A 22,889-nucleotide genomic window follows, 5' to 3' on the forward strand; every position below is an offset into this window, starting at 1 on the left:
TTTTGTGAGGTGCTAGTGTGGCAAATTACTATATAGACTATGAAAACGTACACAACGAGGGCCTGAAGGGCGTGCAAAAGCTGCAGCAGGAGGATAAACTACATCTTTTCTACAGTATCAAGGCTGATACCCTAAAGATTGATGTGGTGCGCCAGCTGATGGATTGTCCAGCAACCATCTGTTTCGACAAGATTGTTAACGGAGTGGAGAATGCTTTGGATTTCCAACTGATTACAGCTTTGATGTGCAATTACAGTGCCGAAGAAAAGTATTATATCATTAGTCGTGACAAGGGATATGATGCAGCTATTGAGATGGCTGGCAAGCAGAACCGTGATAATATCTATCGTTGTCGGGATATTGATGGAGCTATCAAGCATCAGGATGGCCTGGGGATTGATGAAAGCGATCAGGAAGTTATTGTGGATTTAGGGGATTTAGCTTCCGATTATCAGGTTGAGGATAAGACATTTACTGAGGAAATGCCAGAGGTTCAGTCAGAGACTGTAGAACAGCCTGTAGCACAGCCTGCCATGATTGTAGAGCCTTTAGAGGCTCCAGTGGGGGCCATAGAGGTTGAGCCAGAGGTAGTTGTTGTTCCACAGCAGGAGGAGGATCCAGAGCCGGCTCAGGCGGTGAAAATTACAGCTGAGGACCAGGAGATAGCTCCAGTAGAGGAAGAGGAGCAGTCCCAGATGCCAGAGGAAAATACAGCAGAGGCTGAAAATGAGGCAGAAGCAGCTGTTTTGACAGATGAGGAGATTAAGCGCCGGGCTCATCAGTCTATTTGTACCAAAATATTAAATCATATTAAGCTGATTCAGAAAATTCCTTTGGTATACAAGCAGGCTGAGGATATCTGTGAGGCTTTGGAGGATTCCGAAACCAAGATGCAGTTCTATCATCGTCTTTTGCAGTCTTTAGGCCGTAAAAAGGGTGGCGAGCTGTACCAGAAGGTGAAGGCTGTATATAAGCCAATTCGGGGGATTTACCAGGCCAGTCTGGCAGGAGAGGATCAGTCCGAGGAAAACAAGGTTCAGGCCAATATTCCTGTAAAGAGTCCTAGGGGCAGACGCCGTATCCGTCAGGATGGAGAGGCAATACCTGAGCAGTAGGGCAATGCTGAAGATGGACTTTTTCAAATGGTTGAATTAGGTAAAAACATATAAAAAAAGGGGCTGTTTATGTTGACTTTTTTGCAGGAACAAGGGATTGCTCCCTGTCTCATAGATAGCCTGGAAGCATATAAGGCGGCCTATCCCTGGAGCAATCAGGATAGGCCGCTTTTGGCGCCAGGATTTCAATACTATGGCAAGGAAATATGGGAGCAGGCTCTAGGAGCGCTTTTGGCAGGGGAAAATCTTCTGTTGGTAGGAGCCAAGGCCACAGGTAAGAATGTATTAGCTGAGAATTTGGCTTATTGCTTTGGCAGGGGAGATTGGAATGTTTCCTTTCATGTAAATATGGATGCAGCTATGATGCTGGGTTCAGATACCTTCCGAGATGGACAGGTGCAATTTCGGCCTGGTCCTGTTTATGAATGTGCTAGTCAAGGTGGCTTTTGTATTTTTGATGAAATCAATATGGCTCGGAACGAAGCCTTGGCAGCTCTGCATTCTATGTTGGATTTTCGTCGTATCTTGGATATTCCCGGCTACGGCCGTCTCAAAATGCACCCAGCTACCAGATTTATTGCCACCATGAATTATGGCTATGCTGGTACTAGAGAGCTAAATGAGGCTTTGGCTTCAAGATTTGCGGTGATTGCTTTGCCACCTGCCAATGAGCATATGCTGGCTAATTTATTAGAAAAGCAATACGGTCATTTGTCAGACAAAATTCGCAGCAGCGTTATTGCTCTATTTATGGATTTACAGCTAAAATATCAGCAGGGAGAAATATCCAGCAAGGCTGTGGATTTACGGGGACTATTAGGAGCCTTGGGAATTTATCAGCAAGGCTTGGGCTTGCGTTCTGCTCTACAAATGGGCTTGGTAAACAAGGTATTCAACGAGGATGAACGGCAGATTATACAAGATTTGCTAGATTTGCGCATTGGCAAGGATTAATAAGCATTTTCCCCTGTAATTATATTAAAGCGAGGTGGTAACAGATGTCGGCAGAAAATATGGGAACAGCTAGAGGCAGTGTAGAGCGGCGGGCATTAAATATGATTTGGACAGCTGCAGGAGACTATACCCTAGTACCGGGATTTGTTGCTTACCTGAAGGATGGCAGTCCAGATTTATACTTTAATACCATTATGGGCTTTGCCTATGGTCATTATGGTGCTCAGGAACTGGATGGCTATCTTATGTATCTAGGCCATTGCTGGCTGGGTGCAGTGCTGGTGGATATGTTTTGGCTGGGGCTGGAACATGCCACCTATCAGCGTTCTTATGGGAATATGCTAACCTTGGAGAACTTGCGGCAGGAATGGGCTGCAGATTATCTGGATGATAGTCATGAGGATAGTATGCAGTACTTAATGATGCGGCAGGAGCTGTCTCATAGCTTGAAAAAGGCTCGGTGCTTGGAGATACAAGGGAAAAATAATGGCTTACTGAATCCTTGGGAAAAGGGCCTTTATAAAGGTCTTTATTTTCAGCAGGAGCAGAATTTGCCGGAGCTAAAGGAAAATTTTCAACAGCTGATAAAAAAATATTTTCTGCTAAAGCCACAGCTTCTTTGGCAGCCAGGCCACTGGCATTTGATGCTAGGGGCTGGTTTAAGCCAACTTTTGCGACGGATTATGCCTATGGAGCATCAGGGGAAGGGAGCATCTCAAACGCAGGCCGGACGACTGCGGGAAAAATCTGCTTTAATGTCTCAGGAAGAAGCGAGAAGAAAACAGGAAAAGAATTGGTATCTGCCCGGGATAGGCAGCAAATCAGCGGCTAAGGAGCTGGCAGAAATCAAGGCTATTTATCCAGTGGGGGCCTTGGGTGAAAGCAAAAGGCTGGAAATAGAGCAGCAGGTATGTGTGGGGAATCATCGCTATAGTCATATTTATTTAGCTGGGACAGCTACTAAGGGAGAAGCCTATAGGGATAACCATGGCCATTTTCTACAGCAGGGACGGAAATATAGACGGATTATAGAGGATTTATCACATGGCTTGCAGAACTCTCTCCAACTGGCTAAGGGAAGCTACAGTGCTAGAGCTGGCCAGGGAAAGCTGGCAGCAGATTTGGCCTGGCAGGGAATTATCAATGGGGATGAGCGTATTTTTCGTCGTCCTTTGCCAGAGCAATATCAGGAATTTTCTGTAGTGCTGTTATTGGATGGTTCCTATTCTAGGCATAGTCAGCAAAAACAGCTTAGTGCCCAGAGCTATGTTATAGCAGAAAGCATGAGGCGGTGTGGTATTCCTATTACCGTGCTATCCTATTCCACCATAGGCAGTTATACTGTTTTGCAGGTGCTAAAGGCCAAGGAGCAGGATGTATCCGGTATATGGAATTATGAGGCCAGAGGCTGGAATAGAGACGGTCTAGCCTTGAATATCCTTGGTCAATATCTAGGCAATGATTTGAGCAATTCTTTGATATTTATGCTGACAGATATGATGCCCAGTGATGAAAAGGGCCTGCCTATGGCAGGGTTGAAATCATTGAAGCAGTATACGGAAGAAGCAGCTATTGCTGATACGGAAACATCTTTGCAGGGATTGAGAAAGGAAGGGGCGCGCCTAGCAGGAATTATCCAGACTGTAGTACCCTTTCAGCCAGCCTTAGCCAGGCGGCTATTTGGTCATAACTATGTTCATATTCAATCCTTGAATCAGCTTTCCAGAGCCATTGTCAGCCTTGTAGATGGTTATATACAACAACAAATATAAAGAATAACAAAATAACATAGAAACAATATAAAGAAAACTATACCTTTTTTGCTAAATTATACATACTAAACTTCTATAATGGAATACCTCAATATGGGACTAAGGTCTGTTCACAGATATAAGACAAAGCCGTATAATGTACACAAATGAATACAAAGTACACAATTAATACATAGGGGATTATGAATACAAACCGCACAGCAATTTTCATAGATGTATACTATGTGTATTTTGTATGGTTACGGAATTTTATCATTACGGAGGTATGTGTTATGGATATGGCAATTATTGATGGAGCACTGAAGCTGTTTATGCTGGCAGGAGTTATTCGTCTTATTAAGTAAAACTGATACCACTAATTATGACAGGCCCTAGAGAATGTTATGAATTCTCTAGGGCCTGTTTTCTTAAAATAAATTATCAGATATTTTTCCCCATGTCATAGGCTTTGGCAAGGGCTGGGTGATTGGCGATTTCCCCTGGGCTGGTGACCCCTCCAGCAAAGAGACTGCCAGCCAGCTCTGCCTTGGCAAAGCACGCTATCCAGCCCTCCAGACCGTTAACAGCTCTATCTGCCACATGAGGGCCATCATCTGCTGCTGTGGACAGCATATAAACATCTCTGAATTTGTAGTCCGCAGAAAAAAGAGGATTCATTCTATCCAGCAGAGTTTTCATCTGTCCAGCCATTTCATAGTAATAAATAGGCGTAGCATAGCAGACCACATCAGCATTTAGCATTTTTTCTGCAATGAGATTAGCATCATCCTCAATAACGCATTGGCCGGTCCGCTGGCAGGAAAGACAGCCTACACAATATTCAATCTGTCTGCCAATTAAGCTGATTAATTCAACCTGATGGCCAGCCTCCTTAGCACCTTTGGCAAATTCCTCTGCCAAAGCATGGGAATTGCTGTGGCGTCGCAAGCTGGTGGAAATAATAAGAACTTTTTTACTCATTTTAACAACCTCCTCGATTAATACACAATTTAAGTTTACCACCTAAAGCAGGCTTCAAGTCAAATAATATTTTTTGGCCATAATATTTATTTTAGTACGATAGTATGCTAAAATGATAGAAACTGAATTGATTTGCTTTTTTTCAGTAATAAATCACCAATACTGCATATGGAAGGACTTGATAAAAATGATGTCACTGAATTTTCAGGCCGAGAAGCACGAAAAACTGATTGTAGCACGGAAAAAGAAGTGCACAGTACGTCTTGGGGATGTTAGCGATAAGTACCCAGAGGGCTCTATTGTTTGGATTACTTCCGGCAAGAAGTTTACACCTAAAAAGCATCTGTATACAGCCTATCTGGACAAGGTACGGGTTAAGACCATGGAAAATCTTACTTCTGAAGATTTGGGACAGCAGAATCCTGAAATCAATTCCCGTGAGGAATTAATTGCAGATTTTGAGCGTATCTACAAGAAGCGCATTTCCATGGATGATACCGTAACCGTTATTTATTTCACTGAGGTATTTGGTGGTTAATATGGCAAAGGAAATAAAGGTAGGTCTTGTTAACGAGGCTAGAACTCAGGTAACTGAGGCAAATATTGCCAGCACTATGGGCAGCGGCTCCCTGCGGGTTTTTGCTACACCAGCTATGTGTTGTCTGATGGAAAAGGCCGCCTCTGATTTAATGGATTCTCTGGTGGAGGAGGGCAGTACCACAGTGGGAACGGCACTGAATATTGCCCATACTGCCGCTACTCCCATAGGCATGGAGGTAGTGGCCACAGCGGAGATTACAGCTGTGGAAGGGCGCAAAATATCCTTCCGGGTTACAGCTAGGGATCAGGCTGGCGAAATCGGTGCAGGCACCCATGAAAGATTTATTGTCTTTAAGGAGAAATTCCAGGCCAAGACGGATGCCAAAATAGCCAAGGACTAAGGAGAATGTTAGAATGATAACAGGTCAGACAAAAAATTTTGGTGTTATAGGCCACCCAATTGGTCATTCTCTATCTCCTGCCATGCAAAATGCAGGGATTCAGGCTGCAGGTTTAGATTGTGTCTATATAGCCATGCCTGTGGAAGAAGAGGATTTGGCTCAGGCTGTAACAGGGCTGAAAACCTTGGGCTTTCAGGGCTTCAATGTTACCATTCCCCACAAGCAGGCGATTATGCCTTTCCTGGATGCTATAGATGAGGATGCCAGGGTTATTGGTGCCGTAAATGCTGTAGCTATACAGGATGGCTTTATGACCGGCTACAATACAGATGTAGTAGGCTTTTTGCAGGGTATGCACAATCACGGCTTTTCCCCTGCTGGCAAGCATGCTGTGCTGTTGGGAGCTGGCGGAGCAGCCAGAGCCATTATCTGGGGTCTAATCAAGGAGGGAGTTGCCTCCTTAACCATTGGTGTTCGCAATGTGGTCAAGGCTCAGGCTGTGGCAGATTACTTCCGGCCTTATATGCAGATTCAGGTTATGGATTGGCAAAGCTGGGAATTTCGCCGTATGCTGATACAATCCCAGCTGTTGATTAATTCTACACCTCTGGGCATGGAGCCAAATACTCTTACCATGCCCCCAATAGATTGGGCAGCAGTACCAGCGGGAATCTTTGTATATGATATTATCTATACCCCGGCAGAAACCATGTTTTTGCGTATGGCCAGAGAGCATGGCTGTCAGACTCTCAACGGAGAGGATATGCTGGTAGGTCAGGGAGCAGAGGCTTTCCGCATCTGGACAGGACACCAGCTGCCTACAGAGCCAATGGCTCAGGCTTTGCGGAAGTGCTTGGAAAATCAATAATCATATCAATTTGGCGGTATGGCCTGACAAAATTTTTGTTAAGGCTGCCGCCTTTTTATGTTCACTCAGCCTAGGAGGCTGATTTTTTTTGCAAAAAATCAGAAAAATCCTTGCAAAAAAATTCTGATATGGTATTATTGTGGTGGGTAAACTTTATAAAATTCGGTAAAGTAACGAAGTATTTAATATATAATACTATATAGAGTTAATAATATATTAATATTATATAAAGGAGGCCATAATGGAAGTACAGGAGAAATATTTTCAGTTAATAACCCGGGCAAGACACAATATGGATGAGGAACTGCTGCCCTTGGTTAGGGAGGAACCAGCTGCTTTACAGCGGGAGAGAACACCTCTAACAGAGCTATTGGAGTTTATCCTCCAGACAGCTTTGCATGAGCGAGCCAGTGATATTCATTTTGAGCCACTAGAGGAGGAAGTGCGCATCCGCATGAGGGTAAAGGGAGAAATGAGGGTGCTTTTTGCCCATATGCCCTTGGAGCTATATGGGAATCTGGTTTCCCGTTTCAAACTTATCTGTGGCTTGGATATAGCGGAGCATCGCCTCCCTCAGGATGGCCGTTTTTCCTTTGGGAGAAAGCAGGAAAATTCCTTGGATGTACGGCTGTCAGTGGTGCCTATGATTACTGGGGAAAAAATAGTTCTGCGGCTGTTAAATAATAAGGACAATTTCAAGGGCTTGGCTCAGCTGGATTTGTCAGAGAGGAATCTGGAACTGCTGAAGCACAAATGCACCAGTGGTCATGGAGCTATTCTGATTGCTGGCCCGGTTAATTCCGGCAAAACCACCACCCTATATGCGATTCTCAGTATGCTTAATCAGGAGGGCAATAATATTATTTCCATTGAGGACCCGGTGGAATACAGAATAGAGGGAATCAATCAGATACAGGTTAATGAGAAGATTGCCTTTACCTTTGAAAAGGCTCTGGAGGCTGTTCTAAGACAGGATTTTGACTGTCTGGCAGTGGGGGAAATTCGCAGCAGCCAGGTGGCAGAAACACTGATTAGTGCTGCTCTTACAGGTCGCAGAATTTATGGTACCATCCACACTCCTGGGGCGGTGAAAACTGTATATAGGCTGCTGGATATGGGGATACGCCCCTATATTATCAGGGCGGCTATTAGGGCTATTGTGGGCCAAAGATTATTGCGGCGGCTGTGTCCAATATGTAGGCTTCCCTATCAGGTACAGCAGAATAGCAGGGAGGGACATTTCCTAGGAGAGGCATATAGGCTGGAGGATATTTATTATCATCACAATCCACAAGGGTGTCCTCAATGTGGTCATACAGGTTTTATTGGCCGTATAGCCATCCACGAAATCCTTTGCTTTAGTGAGGAACTGTCAGAGGAGCCAAAGGACAAGGAGGTTGGAGCAATTCTTATATCATCAGATTGTTTGCTTAGCACCATGAGGGAGGATGGTATAGCCAAGGCATTGGCAGGGGAGATTCAGCTAGAGGAGCTGATGAATATATTTTAGAGGGGAAGGGTAGGAATGTGTGTTAGTATTAGGGATTTGGAAAGAATTTTGCGTTGTGCCTCAGAGGCAGGAATTACAGATGTACATATTACCGCTAATGAGCCGGTGTTTTGGCGTCGAGGAGAGGTTTTATCTCCTTTGAAGCAGTATGTACCTAATGGAGAAAATATCTTTACCTTTGTGAAGCAATATTTTCCCCAACGCATACAGGAAAAGATTGTGGATGGGGAAAATGCCAATTTAACCATCAGAATTAATTCCTGGCGCTATCGGGTTCATTGCTATAGTAAAAAAGGCCGGATGGCTATAGCTATCCGGGTAATGCCCATGCAGATTCCCCAGCTGGAAAATTTGGGCCAGGCTGGTATGGTGGGACAGTTTGCAGATTATCGTCAGGGATTATTGTTGATAACAGGAGCGACGGGAGCAGGCAAAAGCACTACAGTGGCAGCCTTGTTGGATGAACTGAATCGTGGCAACAGTCTACATATTCTTACTTTGGAGGACCCGGTAGAATATGAGCTGCCCTCAGAGACTAGCTTGGTTAGCCAGCTGGAAAAGGAGGTGGATTTTTTTTCCTACGGTCAAGCCGTGGAAAATGCTATGCGACAAGCCCCTGATATTATCATGGTATCGGAGATGCGGGATGTGGAAACCGTTCAGGCGGTGTTGAATGCCGCTGTCTCTGGTCATTATGTTATTGCCACTATGCATGCAGGCAGTGTTATAGAGGCAGTAGAAAGACTGGTTAGCATGTATCCTACAGAAAAGCAGTCTATGGCAAAATCACTTTTAGCCTCATCTCTGGTGGGAATCTGCACCCAGAAACTGTTGCCAGGACGGCGAGGCTTGAAGGAATGTGCATTGGAATGTCTAAAGGCTAATGGGGCAGTGCGGAATATTATTCGCAGCGGCAAATATGATCAGCTTTACAATATTATGGAGGCTGGTGTAGGGGAAGGTATGCAGACTATGGCCTTGGCAGAGGAAAAATTACGCCGTAGTAATTTGCTCAAGAAAAATGTGGTTATAGGAAGCAAAGCAGGGTGAGGATATGCATAAATACACTTATGAGGGAATGAACAAGGCTGGCAGCAGAGAAAAGGGCTATATTCAAGCTGATTCCGTTAAGGAGGCCATGACAGAGCTGCGAAGACAGCAGATAGTCCCTATTAAGGTAAGGCGAAGCTGGCTGCCCCAGCAAAAAAATAATTTAGAAAAATTTCGCATTAATTTTTGCAAGCAAATGGCTGTAATGCTGGAGGCTGGTATTCCCACCATGCAGGCAGTAGATATCTCTATGGGGAATCGAGAAGATGTCAAGGGGATGCTTAAGGACAATCTAGCCAAGGGCTATGCCTTATCAACGGCCATGCAAATGAGCAAGGGATATTTTTCGGATTTTATGGTATCCGTAGTGAGAGCTGGTGAATTGTCCGGTAATCTGCCCCAGGTGCTGTCCAAGCTCCATGAAATTCTAAAAAAAAACCATGATAGCAAGGAAAAGCTTAAGGGGATTATGATTTATCCCATTTTTCTTTGCAGTGTTAGTGGCTTTTTGATGCTGTTATTGCTTTATCAAGTACTGCCAGTATTTGCCACCGTATTTGCCGGCTTTGATGCTCAGCTGCCCTGGATTACTACCATGTTGTTGAAGCTGGGGGATAATCTTACCCTGTACCTAGGGCAGGGAATGGTTGTTTTTCTGCTAGTAGGGGGCATTCTATATAGAATCTATCATACCCATAAAGGTGGTATATTTCTTGACCGCCTTAGACTGGGAATGCCCTTGCTAGGCAGGTTATGCCGTCAGCGGGAACAGGCGGTGTTCTTTAATACTATGGCTATGTTGATAAACAGCGGTATTTCTATACGCCGCAGTTTGGAGCTATTGGAGAATATATGCCAAAATATGTATTTGCAATTTAAATACAAATCCATGAATCGTCAGCTGGCTCAAGGCAGCAGCCTATCTGGAGCCATGAGAGTGGCAGGGGTATATTCCCATATGGAAATGACTGTGGTAGGGGCAGGTGAGAAAAGCGGTGAGTTGGCTGGTATGCTGGCTTATATGGGGGAAATCTGTCAGCAGGAGGCCAATGGCAGTATGGATAGGTTTTCTACTATGGTGGAGCCGATGATTATCCTATTGCTTGGTTTAGTGGTAGGAGGAATTGTTATGAGTACGATTTTGCCTATCTTGGATATGATGACATTGTTTTAGGGGAGGTAATAAAATGAAGAAGTATTTATTTTGGTTAAGAAAAGCAGAGGAAGGCTTTTCCATGCTGGAGCTGTTGATTTATGTGGGAATTGTAGGGGTAATTGTTTCCTTTGCCGTGCCTAAGTATAACAATGCTGTAGCCATGGCCAATACGGCCAAAATTCAAGCTGATTTACAGGCCATAGATGCAGCCATTACCATGTATCAGCTACAAAACGGCAGTAATCCTGATGATATTGCCAATGATTTGTCAGAATACATAACTCATTCTGATCAGCTTAAACCTCCTACTGGCAAATGTATATTAAAGGATAGCGGTATAGAAGCTATTACAGCTACGGAATATACCATAGCTGATTCAGGAGATGAGGCGGAGCTGCAAGGACATACCTTGGATAAATTTGGTAAGGGAGATGCCAAGGCATCCTAAGTTAAAAATAAGGGGAGGCTGTGGATGGGCACAGATTGGGAAATCATAGGAGAGCAGCTAAGGCTGGATAAATATAGAATATTGTCCCTTATAATCATAGCTGTGGTGGGAGCAACAGTGGTATTGTGGGGTGATAATAGAATCTATATGGCCCTGGGAGGAGTTATGGCTATGGTGCCAGCAGCCTATCTGGATGGTAGATATGGCAAGCTTTATCATAGGCTTACCATATCTATGATTATATGGGGAGGCCTGCTGACTGTGGGATTGGCAATATTTTTGCCAGATTATCATTGGTATCAGGCTTTTGGGGGAATGATTTGTCTAGGAGGGATGTTTTTTTTGTTGTATATTGCCACTGGTCAAATTGGTTTTGGGGATGTTTGCTATGGGGCAGCCTTGGGAATCTTTCTAGGTTGTCAGGGAGCATTGCTGACCTTTGTTCTAACCTTTGCACTAGGCTTGGCAGCAGCTTTGAGAGAATATCTATATTATTTTATTTATGGAAAATGGCGGCGGCGCATACTGCCTTTAGGTCCATTTATGGCCTGCGGGGCATATATAACGCTGCTTTGGGGACAGGAGCTGATAGGGTGGTATATAAGGATGTTTTAGATGAAGCAGGTCATAGTATGCTGGAGCTTTTGGTATGTACTGGGATTATGATGATAATATGCAGTGCGGCTCTGCCTAAGCTGGTTAATATGGATAAGCTGTATGTGAAATATGAAACCTTGCGTTTAATGAATACTATACGTTATACCCAGACCTGGGCCCACCAATGGGATTATACCAATGCTATTCGGGAACATGCACCTAGGCTTTATATGGCAACTAATCGTTATAATATTAAAACCAGCTATCACACATGGCATCCCTACAATGCAGGTCATCAGGTAAGAATCAAAAGTAACCAAAGGTATATTAGATTTAATCGCCGAGGACAATCTGTGGGGGCCACCATAAGAATTTGGAAGGGTGACTATGAGGAGAGAATCATTATTGATACAGTAGGAAGGGCCAGGGTGGAAACTGGATGAGTGTAGATGAAAAGGGATATTTTTTCTTTGACCTGCTAGGAGCTATGGCTGTTATGGCTGCGCTGGCTGGAGTGCTGCTGTACATACAGGTGCAAAGTACCTATATGTCTGATTTGGAGGGGAATATTACAGCAGATTTATTGGCTAGAGAACAGTTGGATATTATCTGTCTGGAGGACAATCCGGCCAGACTAAATACACGGCAGGTAACGGCTAACCAGCATGAATATACCATTATTTCCCAAAGACAGCAGGGAGATAATGATTTACTTGTGCATTATAAGGTAAAGGTGCAATGGCAGAATAGAAGGGGGCAGCAGGAGATTGAATTTGCAAAGGATATGCCGGCCACAGAAATATGAAGCTGGTTTTTCCATGCTGGAGCTGATGGTGACGCTGCCTCTGATGCTGCTGCTAACTGCAGCTATGCTGAATCTCTTTGCTATGGCAGCTAGCCGCTATTATGATTTCTTGGGGGATTGGGAGCTTATCCAGCAGGTGAGGATTCCTATGGAGGAAATCGGCCGGGACATCCGTTATAGTGGTGAATGGAGGCTGGAGCAGGATAATGAGGATGATTATACCTTCTACATACGCCGTCATTATCTGCGAATGGAGCAATATAATCATGAGGATTATTGGCAAAGGTATAGAATACGCCGTCGTCAGGATGGAAGTTATTGGATTAACAAAAATACCCAGCCCATGATTGGTGCTACAGACTTAACAGATGTATATCTGGAGCACTTGTCCATCAAGCTGTTAGACGAAAAACGGGTAAAGGTATCTATTGCCGGCCTCAATCAAAAAACAGGTCATAGATTTGCTTTGGAAAGGGTATTTTATAGCTATGGTTATGGCTTGACACCTATAGTGGAGGAGGAAGGTGCAACGGTATAATGCAGGATTGGGAAAGAGGCAGTATGACCTTGTTGGGTATCTGGATGCTAAGTATTATGCTGTTTGTATCAGCCATGCTGTATATCTTTAGCAACAAGGAAACCGAGGTTAGCGTGGTGGAACGACAGGGCTACAAAATGCAGCTGCTAACAGAGGGGCTTATGGATAGGGAGCTGCTGCAGCTGCAAGGGGATTTTCCTAGAGCCAGGGAGTTATACCATAGGGTTAATGAGTATCCAGAGCTTATGGACGAAGGAGATATGGGGCCTTGGCATTATCAGGTGCAGTATATTTCCCGCAATAACAGTCTTTGGCTTCTGGGGGAAATTCGCAACAGCCAAGATGTAAGAATGGAGAATGTTTTTGGTCTAAGATGGCGGCTTCATATAGATGAAGCAAGGGAAAAGGTAATCTTGGAGGGAATTGGTTAAAATGGGCATGGCAAAAATAGGGAATTGGTTCCGCAGGCAGGATATATCTTATTTAGGCATACAACAAAGAGAAAATAGTGTTTATATGATTATGGTGGCAGAAAAAGAGGGAGAGGACTATGAAATAATCTGGCAAAATCAAATAACAGAGGATATAGCTCAGGAGGAATTGCTGGAAAAGGCCTGCCTTTTGGCTGATAGCAGTCAGCAGAGAAATGTTATTTGTTGTCTGGGCCTGTCCCAGCAGGATGTATATTTTTATGAAAAATTCTTTCCTGAGTTGGAGGCCAAGGAATTGGCTCAGGCTGTAAAATTGGATTTTGTTTCTGCTACTGCTTGGCAGGAGCCTTATTGGTGGAGCTATACAGAGCTGGCTGATGGTAATATGCGTATAGGTGGCATTAGCAAAAAAGCTATGGCAGAGAAATCAAAGGTCTGCCGGGAATTTTTTGACATTGTTCAGGGGATATTGATTTGTCCGGGGGAAGTGCCAGATAATGTAGCATTGCCAGAGGAATGGAAAAGCTGGCCTACAGGTATGCAGGAGGCATTTTATGCTGCTATTTGTGGCTTACATAAGCAAGGGTTGATTCTAGGGGATATAGATACCTATAAATATCAATGGCATTGGCTTAAGGCAGCTAAGCTGCTGTGGGGAGCAGTTGCTGGGGTTAGTGTATTTGCCTTGACTCTGGGGTGGTATATTGATTATCAGGCTAAGGAAGAGCTGGCCGTGAAGGTTCATGAGCTTCAGCTGTTGGAGGATGTGGCTAAGCGGCAGGAGGCCATAGAGGCTGATAAGGAAGCTATTGCTGGGCGGAACAAGCTGCTGGCAGATATTCATGGCAGCGGCAAACCTGCTTATAGTGTGCTGGTAAGATTGGGCAGTAGTATGGAGGAAGGTATTTGGTTAACAGGCGTGAAGCTGCAGGAGGATGGACAGGTTCAGCTGCAGGGCCGGGCGGCTGCCTATAATCAGATTTCCCAACTGCTGGATAAATTGTCCCCCAAAGGAGAAGAGGAAGCACAGCAAGGGGAGCAAGCCATGGTTTTGGATACAGCGGACAGAGGTCAGGATGGCATGGTGGATTTTCAGCTAAAGGGGAGGATGTTATAAATGTTAAGAGCATGGCGGATATTTATGGCCTCCACGATTTTCCTAGCTTTCCTCTTGGGGATGGGTATCTGGTATGGTCATCAACAGATGGAAGCCTATCAGGAGCAAAGGCAGACCATAGAAAAAGCCACTACACGAGTAGCGGCCTTGAATCAGCTGCAAATGGATCATACCAATTTGGAGGTTTATCAAATGGAAGTAGTCAAGCAGCGGCAAATGGCAGAAAAGCTTTTGCCAAGGAATATTCAAATGGCAGAGCTGTTAGCCTATGTACAGCAGACAGCGAGAAATTCCGGGTTGGAATTGCAGGAGCTAATGCCTATGGATAGCAAGCCTTTAGGCAAGCTGCAAATACAGCCCGTTAAGGTAAGATTGCAGGGAGAATATTTTCCTCTGTTGGAATTTCTTCGACAGCTGGATAAGGGGGCTCCCTTGGTACAAATTGGCAATATGGAGCTAAAACAGCAGCCAGAGGGATTATCCAGCAAATTTACCTTGAATTTTTACGCTGGATAAGTGCCGGTGGATTGAAGTTAGAATCTCCTATTAGGTATGGGAGGATTCAATTTTCTATATAGCAGGGAGAGTGGAGATAGTCCTCATATAGGGAGGCTGTTTCGCCAAGAGCAAGACTGCGTAGATTGGTGGCAGCTATATCCATTGACAGCATTTGCTGGGCCAGGTTCATAGCTTCTGGATGAAGCAAATCACGGCGATTTACTAGAGAAGTTACTTTATTTAACAGAGGCAATCTGCCTCTGTTTTTTATTTGCCGTAATAATTGTCGTCCAGTGCTGTCCATAGCCAAAACCCGCAGATAGAGAGGGCCAGCATTATCCATTTTTTCCACTAGCTCCTTGTTCATAGATAGCAGTAAATGGCTAATCAAGCGCTGGATTCTGGTGGAGGGATAACGACGACTGGTTAGGTGATGGACAAATTCATCATAACTAGGGAAATTGATGGCTTGTAACATGGCTTGCTCTAATCCTTCACTTATGCCAAGGATTTGTTGAAGCCCCTGGGGAGCGGTACTAAGCAGTTTGTATCGTAGCAACTGATAGATTTTTGCCTTGTCTGGATAGCTTGTACAGGATACAATAGCCTGGCAGACAGCAGGAGGCACTAGAGGTTCAAGGTCTTTCTTTAGAGAATTTTTGTCCGGGCTATTAGCGGTCATTTGTCTCAGAGTAGTACCGCTGGCAAATTTCCCTTTGGGGAGAGTATCTCCATGCCCTGCCCCTTGCCGTCTAACAGCCCAAGGCTTAGGGGCAGGCTGTCCCTGCTTTTGCAGTTTTCCAAGGCTTCGCATATATTCCAAGGCCAAGATAGTATTAGGTTCATAAAGCATGGCTTCTGGCAAATGGAGTTTTTCACTCATTAGAGTGGTAATAGCAGCTCCATAGGACAAGCCCCGTTGTAACAGTTGTTGCAGTTCTCCAGAATATACATCTGGCTCAAAGGAAGCTGCCTTTTTCAGCTGGACTAAATCAGGGTATTCTGTGCCAAAGGCCAGTCTATCCACTACACCTGTGGCAGTTAGTAATGCAGTCCCTCCCTGCCCAAAGGCTTCGGCACTACGACAGGCAAAAACAGCAGGCAGTTCAATAACCAGATTGGCTCCTCCCAGAACAGCCAATTTGGCCCTGGTCCATTTGTCCAGTAGAGCCATTTCTCCCCGCTGGGTAATGCTGCCGCTAAGACAAATAATAATTGGTTCCTGGGGGAATTGCTCCCTGATTTGTTTTAGCATATATTTATGTCCATTGTGAAATGGGTTGTATTCTGCAATTATCCCTGTTGTCATAAGCCAATTCCCCCTTGTTCTGGTATTCCATTTTTGCCCTTTTTAGTGTAAAATAGTATATCAGCTTTAGATATAATGTACAATAAATATAAAGGATGAGCAAAGGATAAATGAGCAAAAAACACGTAAAATTTTTAACCTACGGCTGTCAGATGAACTTCAGTGATGCAGAGCGCATGGAGGGAGAGCTGGCCAAGCTGGGCTATCAGTCTGTGGAAGAGATGGACCAGGCGGATTTAATTATTATTAATACCTGCTGCGTTCGGGAAACAGCAGAGGATAAGGTATATGGCAAAATCGGAGAAATCAAGGCTCTAAAGCGCCGTAATCCGGATTTGATTCTAGGCATTACCGGCTGTATGGCTCAGAAGGAAGGGGAAAAGCTAATCAAGCGTGCACCACATATTGATTTTGTACTGGGCACCAATAAAATTCATGAGGTGGTTAGCACTATCCAGAAGCTGGAGGCTGCCAATGTAAAGCATGTGGTGGACACAGAGCTGCGGGAAAGCGAAATGCCAGAGGATGTGGCCATTCAGCGTAATACAGCCCTTTCCGCCTGGATTCCTATTATGTATGGCTGTAACAACTTTTGCACCTATTGCATAGTTCCTTATGTAAGAGGCCGGGAGCGCAGCAGACTGCCAGAGGATATTGTGCGGGAGGTACAGGAGGCTGTGGCTCAGGGCTACAAGGAGGTTACTTTGCTGGGACAGAATGTAAACTCCTATGGCAAAGATCATAAAAAGGCAACCTTTGCCCAGCTTTTGGAGATGGTAGACAAGGTAGAGGGCATTCAGCGGGTACGCTATATGACTTCCCATCCAAAGGATCTTAGCAATGAGGTTATTGAGGTCATCAAAAACAGCAAGCATATCTGCCGACATTTTCATTTGCCAGTGCAGTACGGCAGTAATCGGATTCTCAAGGCTATGAATCGAGTTTATACGGTGGAGCAGTATCGGGATTTGGTCGCTCGTATCCGGGCTGCTGTGCCAGAGTCCAGTCTTACTACGGATTTAATCGTAGGCTTTCCTGGGGAAACCGAGGAGGATTTCCAGCAGCTTATGGCCTTTATTGAGGAAATTCGTTATGACCAGGCCTACACCTTTATTTATTCTAAGCGGTCTGGTACACCAGCAGCAGAAATGGACAATCAGGTGGAGGATGCAGTTAAGCATCAGCGTTTGAACCGCCTGATGGAGCTGCAGAACAGCATTAGTCTGGAAATCAACCAGCAGTTGGTGGGCCGGACTCTTGAGGTTATGGTAGAGGGGCCAAGTCATACGGATGAAAGGGTGTGGAATGGCCGTACAGATACCAACAAGCTGGTGCTTTGGCAGTATACTGGCAAGGAAAGGCCGGGAGATTTGGTTAAGGTAAATATACAGCAGGCCCAGACCTGGATATTGAAGGGTGCTTTGGAGGCCTGAAAATAGATTCAGATAGAACAGGAGATATTATGGAACTTACCCCTATGCAAAAGCAATACATGGAAATCAAGCAGAAGCATCCCAAGGAGATTCTTTTCTTTCGTTTGGGTGATTTCTATGAAATGTTCTTTGAGGATGCAGCGGTGGTTTCTCGAGAGTTGGGGCTGACTCTCACTAGCCGAAGTGGAGATGTAAATAAAAATCCCATGTGTGGTGTACCCTATCACGCTGTAGATGGCTACCTGGCCAAGCTGGTAGCCAAGGGCTATCGAGTGGCTATAGCAGAGCAGATAGGAGATCCCAAGGCCAAGGGCTTAACCAAAAGAGAGGTAGTCAAGGTAGTTACTCCCGGCACCATTTTGGAGGAGGGAGCCTTGAAAGCAGCTCAGAATAATTATATTGCCCTGATCTATGAGCAGGACAAGGAGCTGGTGCTGGCTGGGGCAGATATTTCCACTGGTGAGTGTTTTTATGGTATCTACAAGGGCAGTGACAGCTTGCAGGTTCTTTGCGACGAGCTGTATAGATTAATGCTGCCAGAGATTCTGATTTTGGGCCAGCTTAGCCAGAGGCAGGAGTTGGAGAAATTTGTCAAGCTAAGGCTGGAACATTGTATTTTTACGGAAATTGCTGAACCAGCCAAGGAGATTGACAATCTTATTGTTCAACATTTTGATATTAATAATCGGCCCGAAAAGGGGGCTGGGGAAATTGCGGTAGCTACCCTGTTGGAATATCTCCACAACACGGTTATGACGGATTTGTCCCAGCTGTCTCAGCTTACCAAGCTGGATTATGCAGACAATCTGGTGGTGGATACCTATACCCTGCGAAATCTGGAAATTACTAGGAATCTGCGGGATGGAGGCAAAAAGGGCACTCTCTTTGCGGTATTGGATTTTACTCATACTGCCATGGGGACTCGATTGCTAAGAAAATGGCTGGAATATCCTTTGATGAATATAGCTTCCATTAACAAACGCTTGGATGCTGTGGGGGAGCTAAAGGAAAATTTCCTCCTGCGCCAGCAGCTGCAGGAGGCTTGCAAAAATATCTATGATTTTGAACGCCTCCTTACCCGCATAGAGGTAGGCAGTGCCAACGCTAGAGATTTGGTAGCTATCCGCAGCTCCTTTCAGGCCTTGCCAGCTATCCGCAGCAGCTTGGAGCAGTGTCAAGCTGGCCTTTTGCAAGGTTGTCATAGGGAGATACATCTTTATGATGAATTGGCTGATTTGTTGGAACAGGCCATTGTAGATGATCCAGCCCTGACTATTCGGGAGGGTGGCATTATTAAGGATGGCTACAATGAGGAGCTGGATCAATACCGTCAAATTGCCCACAACAGCAAGCAGTTATTGCAGTCTATGGAGGAGCAGGAAAAGGAAAAAACTGGTATCCGCTATTTGAAGATTGGCTACAACAAGGTATTTGGCTACTATATTGAGGTGCGGAACAGCGGTACAGACAAGGTGCCGGAGCATTATGTCCGCAAGCAGACCTTGGCTAATGCAGAGCGGTATATTACTCAGGAGCTAAAGGAATTTGAAACCAAGATTTTGGGAGCCCAGGAAAAAATTGTTACCATAGAGTATAATCTTTTTGTGGAGCTGCGGGATACCATTAAGGCTCAGCTAGGAGATATACAGAATACTGCCCGTCAGATAGCTGTATTGGATGTGCTTACAGCCTTGGCGGAGGCGGCAGATAATTATAATTATGTCCGTCCAGTTTTGACTGCTAATGGCCAGATTGATATTCGAGAGGGACGGCATCCTTTGGTGGAGCGGCTGCTTCAGCGGGAGCTGTTTGTGCCTAACGATACCAAATTGAATCACAATGATTGTGAGATTATGCTGATTACCGGCCCTAATATGGCTGGTAAATCTACCTATATGCGGCAGACTGCTTTGCTGGTGCTTATGGCTCAGATTGGCAGCTTTGTACCTGCCAGGGAGGCCTATATTTCTCCTGTGGACAGGATTTTTACCCGCATAGGTGCCAGTGATGATTTGGTTAGTGGTCAAAGTACCTTTATGGTGGAGATGAACGAGGTGGCTCAGATTCTCAAATACGCTACCTCCAATAGTCTGGTTATTTTGGATGAAATAGGTCGTGGAACCAGTACCTTTGATGGTATGAGCATTGCCAGAGCCGTTATTGAGCATATGGAGGCCAAGATTCATGCCAAAACTCTTTTTGCTACCCATTATCATGAGCTGACAGATTTGGAAAATGAAAAAATCAAGAATTTCTGTATTGCTGTTAAGGATAAGGGGGGAGATATTACCTTCCTGCGGCGGATTATTGCTGGGGCAGCAGACAAATCCTATGGTATTCATGTGGCTCGTTTGGCTGGACTGCCCAAGGCTGTTACCAACAGGGCTGAAAAGATTTTGGCCAGCTTGGAGGAAAACGGCTTGGATACTGTGGCAGAGGTGGCAAGAGTACAGCAGGAAAAAGATCACCCTGCTCAGGAGCAGGAAAATGGCATGGGCTCCCTTTTTGGCAATACTCTCACCGAGGATTTGCTTAAACTGGATGTTATGACCATGACGCCATTGGAGGCTATGAATGAGCTGTACAAGCTGCAGCAGCAGGCGAAGAAGGAGGCTGGTCTGGGATGAGCTTTGTTCATGTCTTGGATGATAATACCATTAACAAAATCGCCGCTGGCGAGGTAGTAGAACGGCCTGCTTCTGTAATTAAGGAACTGGTGGAAAATGCCATTGATGCCAAAGCCGATCGTATTGAGGTGGAGATTATGGCTGGGGGCACCAGCTTTATGCGGGTGTCAGACAATGGTATCGGCATGAGCCGGGAGGATGCGGAAAAGGCTATTTTGCGTCATGCTACCAGCAAAATTGTTCAGGTAGATGATTTGCAGGCTATTGCCACCCTGGGCTTTCGTGGAGAGGCTTTGCCCAGCATTGCCTCTGTTTCCAGATTTAACCTTCAGACTAGACAGGCTGGAGCTGAGCTGGGGACGGAGATAAAAATCACTGGTGGCAAAACCACAGAGATAGGGGCGGCAGGCTGTAATCTTGGCACCACCATTCGAGTGGAGGATTTGTTTTTCAATACTCCAGCTCGCAAAAAATTTCTGAAAACCAACAATACTGAATCTGGCAGGATTAATGAATTTATTATTAAGCTGGCGATTTCTCATCCAGAGATTGCCTTTAAGCTGATAAATAATAATAAATCTTCTCTTGCTACCCCTGGGCGGGGGGATTTGAAGGAAACCCTGCAAAGTCTTTATGGGGCTTCTGTAGGTCAGTCTCTTTTGCCTTTGGAATTTGAGGATGAGGATATTAAGCTGTGGGGCTTTGTATCCAAGCCATCAGCTATTCGCAGCAGCCGCAGTTGGCAGACATTTATTGTAAATGGACGAATTATTGCCAGCCGGGCTATTGCTAAGGCTATAGATAATGCCTATCACGCCTTAATTCCCAAGAGCGGTTATCCTTTGATAGCACTTAATATAGAGATGCCTCAGCACACTATTGATGTTAATGTTCATCCGCAAAAGACGGAAATGAAATTCGAAGATGAGAGCAGGATTTTTAAGGCGGTGTACAAGGCTGTGCTGGATGCAGTACGGCCTAAGGGACAGGTGGGACAGCTTGGTCAGCTAGCTGCCCAGGCCGATCATGTACAGCAGCATGTGGAAAAGGGACTACAGGAACTAAATTTTGGTCAGTCAGTTATGAACTTCCCTCTTAGGGAAGAAAAGCCTGCTATGACCTGGCAAGAGGGGACGATAGCTCTGGCTCAGGATAAATCAGTAAAATCGGTACAATCAGTAGTTGATGAAGAGGAAAAATTGCCAACAGCAGGTATGATTCCTATTGGTCAGGTGGATGATACCTATATTATTGCTCAGGACGGAGATAGCCTCTATATTGTGGATCAGCATGCAGCCCATGAAAGGGTGCTTTTTGATAGATTTTCTGCTCAGGCGGAGCATATTCCTAGTCAGCAGCTGCTGGTGCATTTGATTTTGGATTTTAGTACCCATGAAAGTCAGATTATTGAGGAAAATCTGGAGCTGCTAGCTGGTCTTGGCTTTGGTCTGGAGCCTAGCGGTCCTAATCAATTCCGCTTAATGGAGGTACCTGCTGATGTGCCTAGTAGTCAGGCAGAGGAATTTATTCGAGAGGTGCTGGCTTCCATGGAGGAGTTGCACAGACCTACGGCAGCAGAGCTAAGACAGGCTGTTTTGGCTACTACAGCCTGTAAGGCAGCTATTAAGGCTGGCTTCAAGCTGAATTATCGTCAGATGGAAATATTGCTGCAGGAGCTGAATGATACAGCTATGCCTTATACCTGTCCTCATGGCAGGCCTACGATTATTAAATTTAGCAGTGATGAGCTGGCCAAAATGTTTAAAAGAACAGGATTTTAGCCAAGGAGAAGGGGGCTTTGCTGGTTGGTGAAAGCAATTGTTACAACGGAAAGAAAATGTCGTGAGGAAAGTGTGGCTTTGGCTCAGGAGCTATCAGCAAGGCTTCAGATAGATTATGTGGAACGGCATAAGGAATCTGTGGGCAAGCTGATGGAGAAATATGCTGTGGAGGCAGTGCTGGTGGCGTATCCTCAGGAGCTGAAGCTGAATAGCAGTTCTGGGGAAATGTTTTTTCACCCCAATATGTCCCAACTGCGGGTAAAGAATCTCCGCAAGGGGGAAAAGGACCATATGTCAGAGGCTATGGGGCTGCAGGAGGGGATGTCTGTCCTGGATTGTACCTTGGGCTTTGGGGCAGATGCTATTGTGGCCAGCTTTGGCGTGGGGGAAAAGGGCCGTGTGGTTGGAGTAGAAAGCAGTCCCTTGATTGCAGCGGTTACTGGTCATGGTTTGCAGCATTTTCTGCCGGGAAATTATCCCCTTTATGGGGCTATGCGCCGTGTAGAAGTGGTTAATATGGATTATTTGGACTATTTGCGGCAACAGCCGGATAATGCCTATGATGTGGTGTATTTTGATCCCATGTTTCGCAAGCCCTTAACTGCCAGTAATGGAATCTCTCCATTGCGCAGTGTGGCCAATCATGCAGCCTTGTCGGTGGAGGCGGTGGAGGAAGCCAAACGGGTGGCCAGAAGCAGAGTTGTGATGAAGGAAGCCAATGGCAGTGAGGAATTTGGCAGATTAGGGTTTAAGAAAATTATGGGGGGAAAGTATTCCAAGGTGCATTATGGGGTAATGAATTTGTAGGCGGTGCAAATTTTGATTTGCCGAGTTGCCTATCTCCCTAAATATTGGAAATGAAAGTCGTTATGTCAAAGGTTTCTGAAATACAGCCTGAGGTCATAACGACTTTTGCTCTGTCCGACTTAATGGCCCTATCTGATGATTTATACTAACGCACAGATACCGCTTGTCGCTG

24 protein-coding genes are annotated in these 22,889 nt (G+C 45.2%); 22 read left to right on the top strand and 2 right to left on the bottom strand.

Going from position 1 to position 22,889, the window contains the following annotated elements; genetic code table 11:
* The first annotated feature begins 17 nt into the window (after nt 1-17).
* The 4 genes from I6E26_RS05630 (at nt 18) to I6E26_RS05645 (ending at nt 4,185) form a co-directional block, all read left to right on the top strand.
* Entirely contained in the window at nt 18-1,115 is a 1,098-nt protein-coding gene (locus I6E26_RS05630) for a PIN domain-containing protein (protein ID WP_235320884.1), read from the top strand.
* A gap of 69 nt (nt 1,116-1,184) precedes the next feature.
* Entirely contained in the window at nt 1,185-2,069 is an 885-nt protein-coding gene (locus I6E26_RS05635; RefSeq protein WP_235320885.1) for an AAA family ATPase, read from the top strand.
* A gap of 44 nt (nt 2,070-2,113) precedes the next feature.
* Nucleotides 2,114-3,841: a hypothetical protein gene (locus tag I6E26_RS05640; RefSeq protein ID WP_235320886.1), complete on the top strand. Its 1,728-nt coding sequence runs from the start codon at nt 2,114-2,116 to the stop codon at nt 3,839-3,841.
* A gap of 182 nt (nt 3,842-4,023) precedes the next feature.
* Nucleotides 4,024-4,185 carry a hypothetical protein gene (locus I6E26_RS05645; protein WP_235320887.1) on the top strand — a complete coding sequence of 54 codons (162 nt, stop codon included), beginning with the start codon at nt 4,024-4,026 and terminating at the stop codon, nt 4,183-4,185.
* 76 nt (nt 4,186-4,261) lie between these two features.
* Here I6E26_RS05645 and I6E26_RS05650 read toward each other — a convergent pair whose 3' ends face one another.
* Complete coding sequence (locus I6E26_RS05650; RefSeq protein WP_235320888.1) at nt 4,262-4,801, bottom strand: flavodoxin family protein; 540 nt, start codon at nt 4,799-4,801, stop codon at nt 4,262-4,264.
* A gap of 187 nt (nt 4,802-4,988) precedes the next feature.
* On the opposite strand from I6E26_RS05650, the gene I6E26_RS05655 reads away from it, so the two are divergent.
* The 14 genes from I6E26_RS05655 (at nt 4,989) to pilO (ending at nt 14,778) form a co-directional block, all read left to right on the top strand.
* Nucleotides 4,989-5,339, top strand: a complete 351-nt coding sequence (locus I6E26_RS05655) for an ASCH domain-containing protein (RefSeq protein WP_235320889.1) — start codon at nt 4,989-4,991, stop codon at nt 5,337-5,339.
* A gap of 1 nt (nt 5,340) precedes the next feature.
* Nucleotides 5,341-5,742: a thioesterase family protein gene (locus tag I6E26_RS05660; protein ID WP_235320890.1), complete on the top strand. Its 402-nt coding sequence runs from the start codon at nt 5,341-5,343 to the stop codon at nt 5,740-5,742.
* 13 nt (nt 5,743-5,755) lie between these two features.
* Nucleotides 5,756-6,610, top strand: a complete 855-nt coding sequence (locus I6E26_RS05665) for a shikimate dehydrogenase (RefSeq protein WP_235320891.1) — start codon at nt 5,756-5,758, stop codon at nt 6,608-6,610.
* Between the two features lie 241 nt (nt 6,611-6,851).
* The gene (locus I6E26_RS05670) at nt 6,852-8,120 is read left to right on the top strand and encodes a GspE/PulE family protein (RefSeq protein ID WP_235320892.1); all 1,269 of its coding nucleotides are present in this window, start codon (nt 6,852-6,854) and stop codon (nt 8,118-8,120) included.
* Between the two features lie 15 nt (nt 8,121-8,135).
* Nucleotides 8,136-9,170 (top strand): type IV pilus twitching motility protein PilT, encoded by a 1,035-nt coding sequence (locus tag I6E26_RS05675; protein WP_235320893.1) that lies wholly within the window; start codon nt 8,136-8,138, stop codon nt 9,168-9,170.
* A gap of 4 nt (nt 9,171-9,174) precedes the next feature.
* Complete coding sequence (locus I6E26_RS05680) at nt 9,175-10,344, top strand: type II secretion system F family protein (protein ID WP_235320894.1); 1,170 nt, start codon at nt 9,175-9,177, stop codon at nt 10,342-10,344.
* A gap of 13 nt (nt 10,345-10,357) precedes the next feature.
* Entirely contained in the window at nt 10,358-10,774 is a 417-nt protein-coding gene (locus I6E26_RS05685; RefSeq protein WP_235320895.1) for a type II secretion system protein, read from the top strand.
* A 24-nt stretch (nt 10,775-10,798) separates the two neighbouring features.
* Nucleotides 10,799-11,389 (top strand): prepilin peptidase, encoded by a 591-nt coding sequence (locus tag I6E26_RS05690; protein WP_235320896.1) that lies wholly within the window; start codon nt 10,799-10,801, stop codon nt 11,387-11,389.
* Nucleotides 11,368-11,814: a hypothetical protein gene (locus I6E26_RS05695; protein WP_235320897.1), complete on the top strand. Its 447-nt coding sequence runs from the start codon at nt 11,368-11,370 to the stop codon at nt 11,812-11,814. Before I6E26_RS05690 ends, I6E26_RS05695 begins: the two co-directional genes overlap by 22 nt.
* Nucleotides 11,811-12,176 carry a hypothetical protein gene (locus tag I6E26_RS05700; RefSeq protein WP_235320898.1) on the top strand — a complete coding sequence of 122 codons (366 nt, stop codon included), beginning with the start codon at nt 11,811-11,813 and terminating at the stop codon, nt 12,174-12,176. The genes I6E26_RS05695 and I6E26_RS05700 overlap by 4 nt, the downstream gene beginning before the upstream one ends.
* A complete protein-coding gene (locus I6E26_RS05705; RefSeq protein ID WP_235320899.1) occupies nt 12,145-12,714 on the top strand; it encodes a hypothetical protein in 570 nt (189 codons plus the stop codon). Before I6E26_RS05700 ends, I6E26_RS05705 begins: the two co-directional genes overlap by 32 nt.
* Complete coding sequence (locus I6E26_RS05710; protein WP_235320900.1) at nt 12,714-13,145, top strand: hypothetical protein; 432 nt, start codon at nt 12,714-12,716, stop codon at nt 13,143-13,145. The genes I6E26_RS05705 and I6E26_RS05710 overlap by 1 nt, the downstream gene beginning before the upstream one ends.
* Nucleotide 13,146: 1 nt before the next feature.
* Complete coding sequence (locus I6E26_RS05715; protein ID WP_235320901.1) at nt 13,147-14,262, top strand: PilN domain-containing protein; 1,116 nt, start codon at nt 13,147-13,149, stop codon at nt 14,260-14,262.
* Nucleotides 14,263-14,778 (top strand): type 4a pilus biogenesis protein PilO, encoded by a 516-nt coding sequence (gene pilO, locus I6E26_RS05720; protein WP_235320902.1) that lies wholly within the window; start codon nt 14,263-14,265, stop codon nt 14,776-14,778.
* A 46-nt stretch (nt 14,779-14,824) separates the two neighbouring features.
* Here the strand turns inward: pilO and I6E26_RS05725 are convergent, their stop codons facing one another.
* Nucleotides 14,825-16,069 carry a tRNA(Met) cytidine acetate ligase gene (locus I6E26_RS05725; RefSeq protein WP_235320903.1) on the bottom strand — a complete coding sequence of 415 codons (1,245 nt, stop codon included), beginning with the start codon at nt 16,067-16,069 and terminating at the stop codon, nt 14,825-14,827.
* 110 nt (nt 16,070-16,179) lie between these two features.
* Here I6E26_RS05725 and miaB point away from each other — a divergent pair, with 110 nt between their 5' ends.
* From miaB to I6E26_RS05745, 4 genes are read left to right on the top strand one after another with little or no spacing between them, the layout of a single operon-like run.
* Entirely contained in the window at nt 16,180-17,502 is a 1,323-nt protein-coding gene (gene miaB, locus I6E26_RS05730) for a tRNA (N6-isopentenyl adenosine(37)-C2)-methylthiotransferase MiaB (RefSeq protein ID WP_235320904.1), read from the top strand.
* Between the two features lie 29 nt (nt 17,503-17,531).
* Nucleotides 17,532-20,129: a DNA mismatch repair protein MutS gene (gene mutS / locus I6E26_RS05735; protein ID WP_235320905.1), complete on the top strand. Its 2,598-nt coding sequence runs from the start codon at nt 17,532-17,534 to the stop codon at nt 20,127-20,129.
* A complete protein-coding gene (gene mutL, locus I6E26_RS05740) occupies nt 20,126-21,910 on the top strand; it encodes a DNA mismatch repair endonuclease MutL (RefSeq protein ID WP_235320906.1) in 1,785 nt (594 codons plus the stop codon). Before mutS ends, mutL begins: the two co-directional genes overlap by 4 nt.
* A 24-nt stretch (nt 21,911-21,934) precedes the next feature.
* Complete coding sequence (locus tag I6E26_RS05745; protein ID WP_235320907.1) at nt 21,935-22,717, top strand: class I SAM-dependent methyltransferase; 783 nt, start codon at nt 21,935-21,937, stop codon at nt 22,715-22,717.
* Nucleotides 22,718-22,889: the final 172 nt, after the last annotated feature.

The sequence above is a fragment of the Anaerovibrio lipolyticus genome, assembly GCF_021531495.1.
Classification (GTDB): Bacteria; Bacillota; Negativicutes; order Selenomonadales; family Selenomonadaceae; genus Anaerovibrio.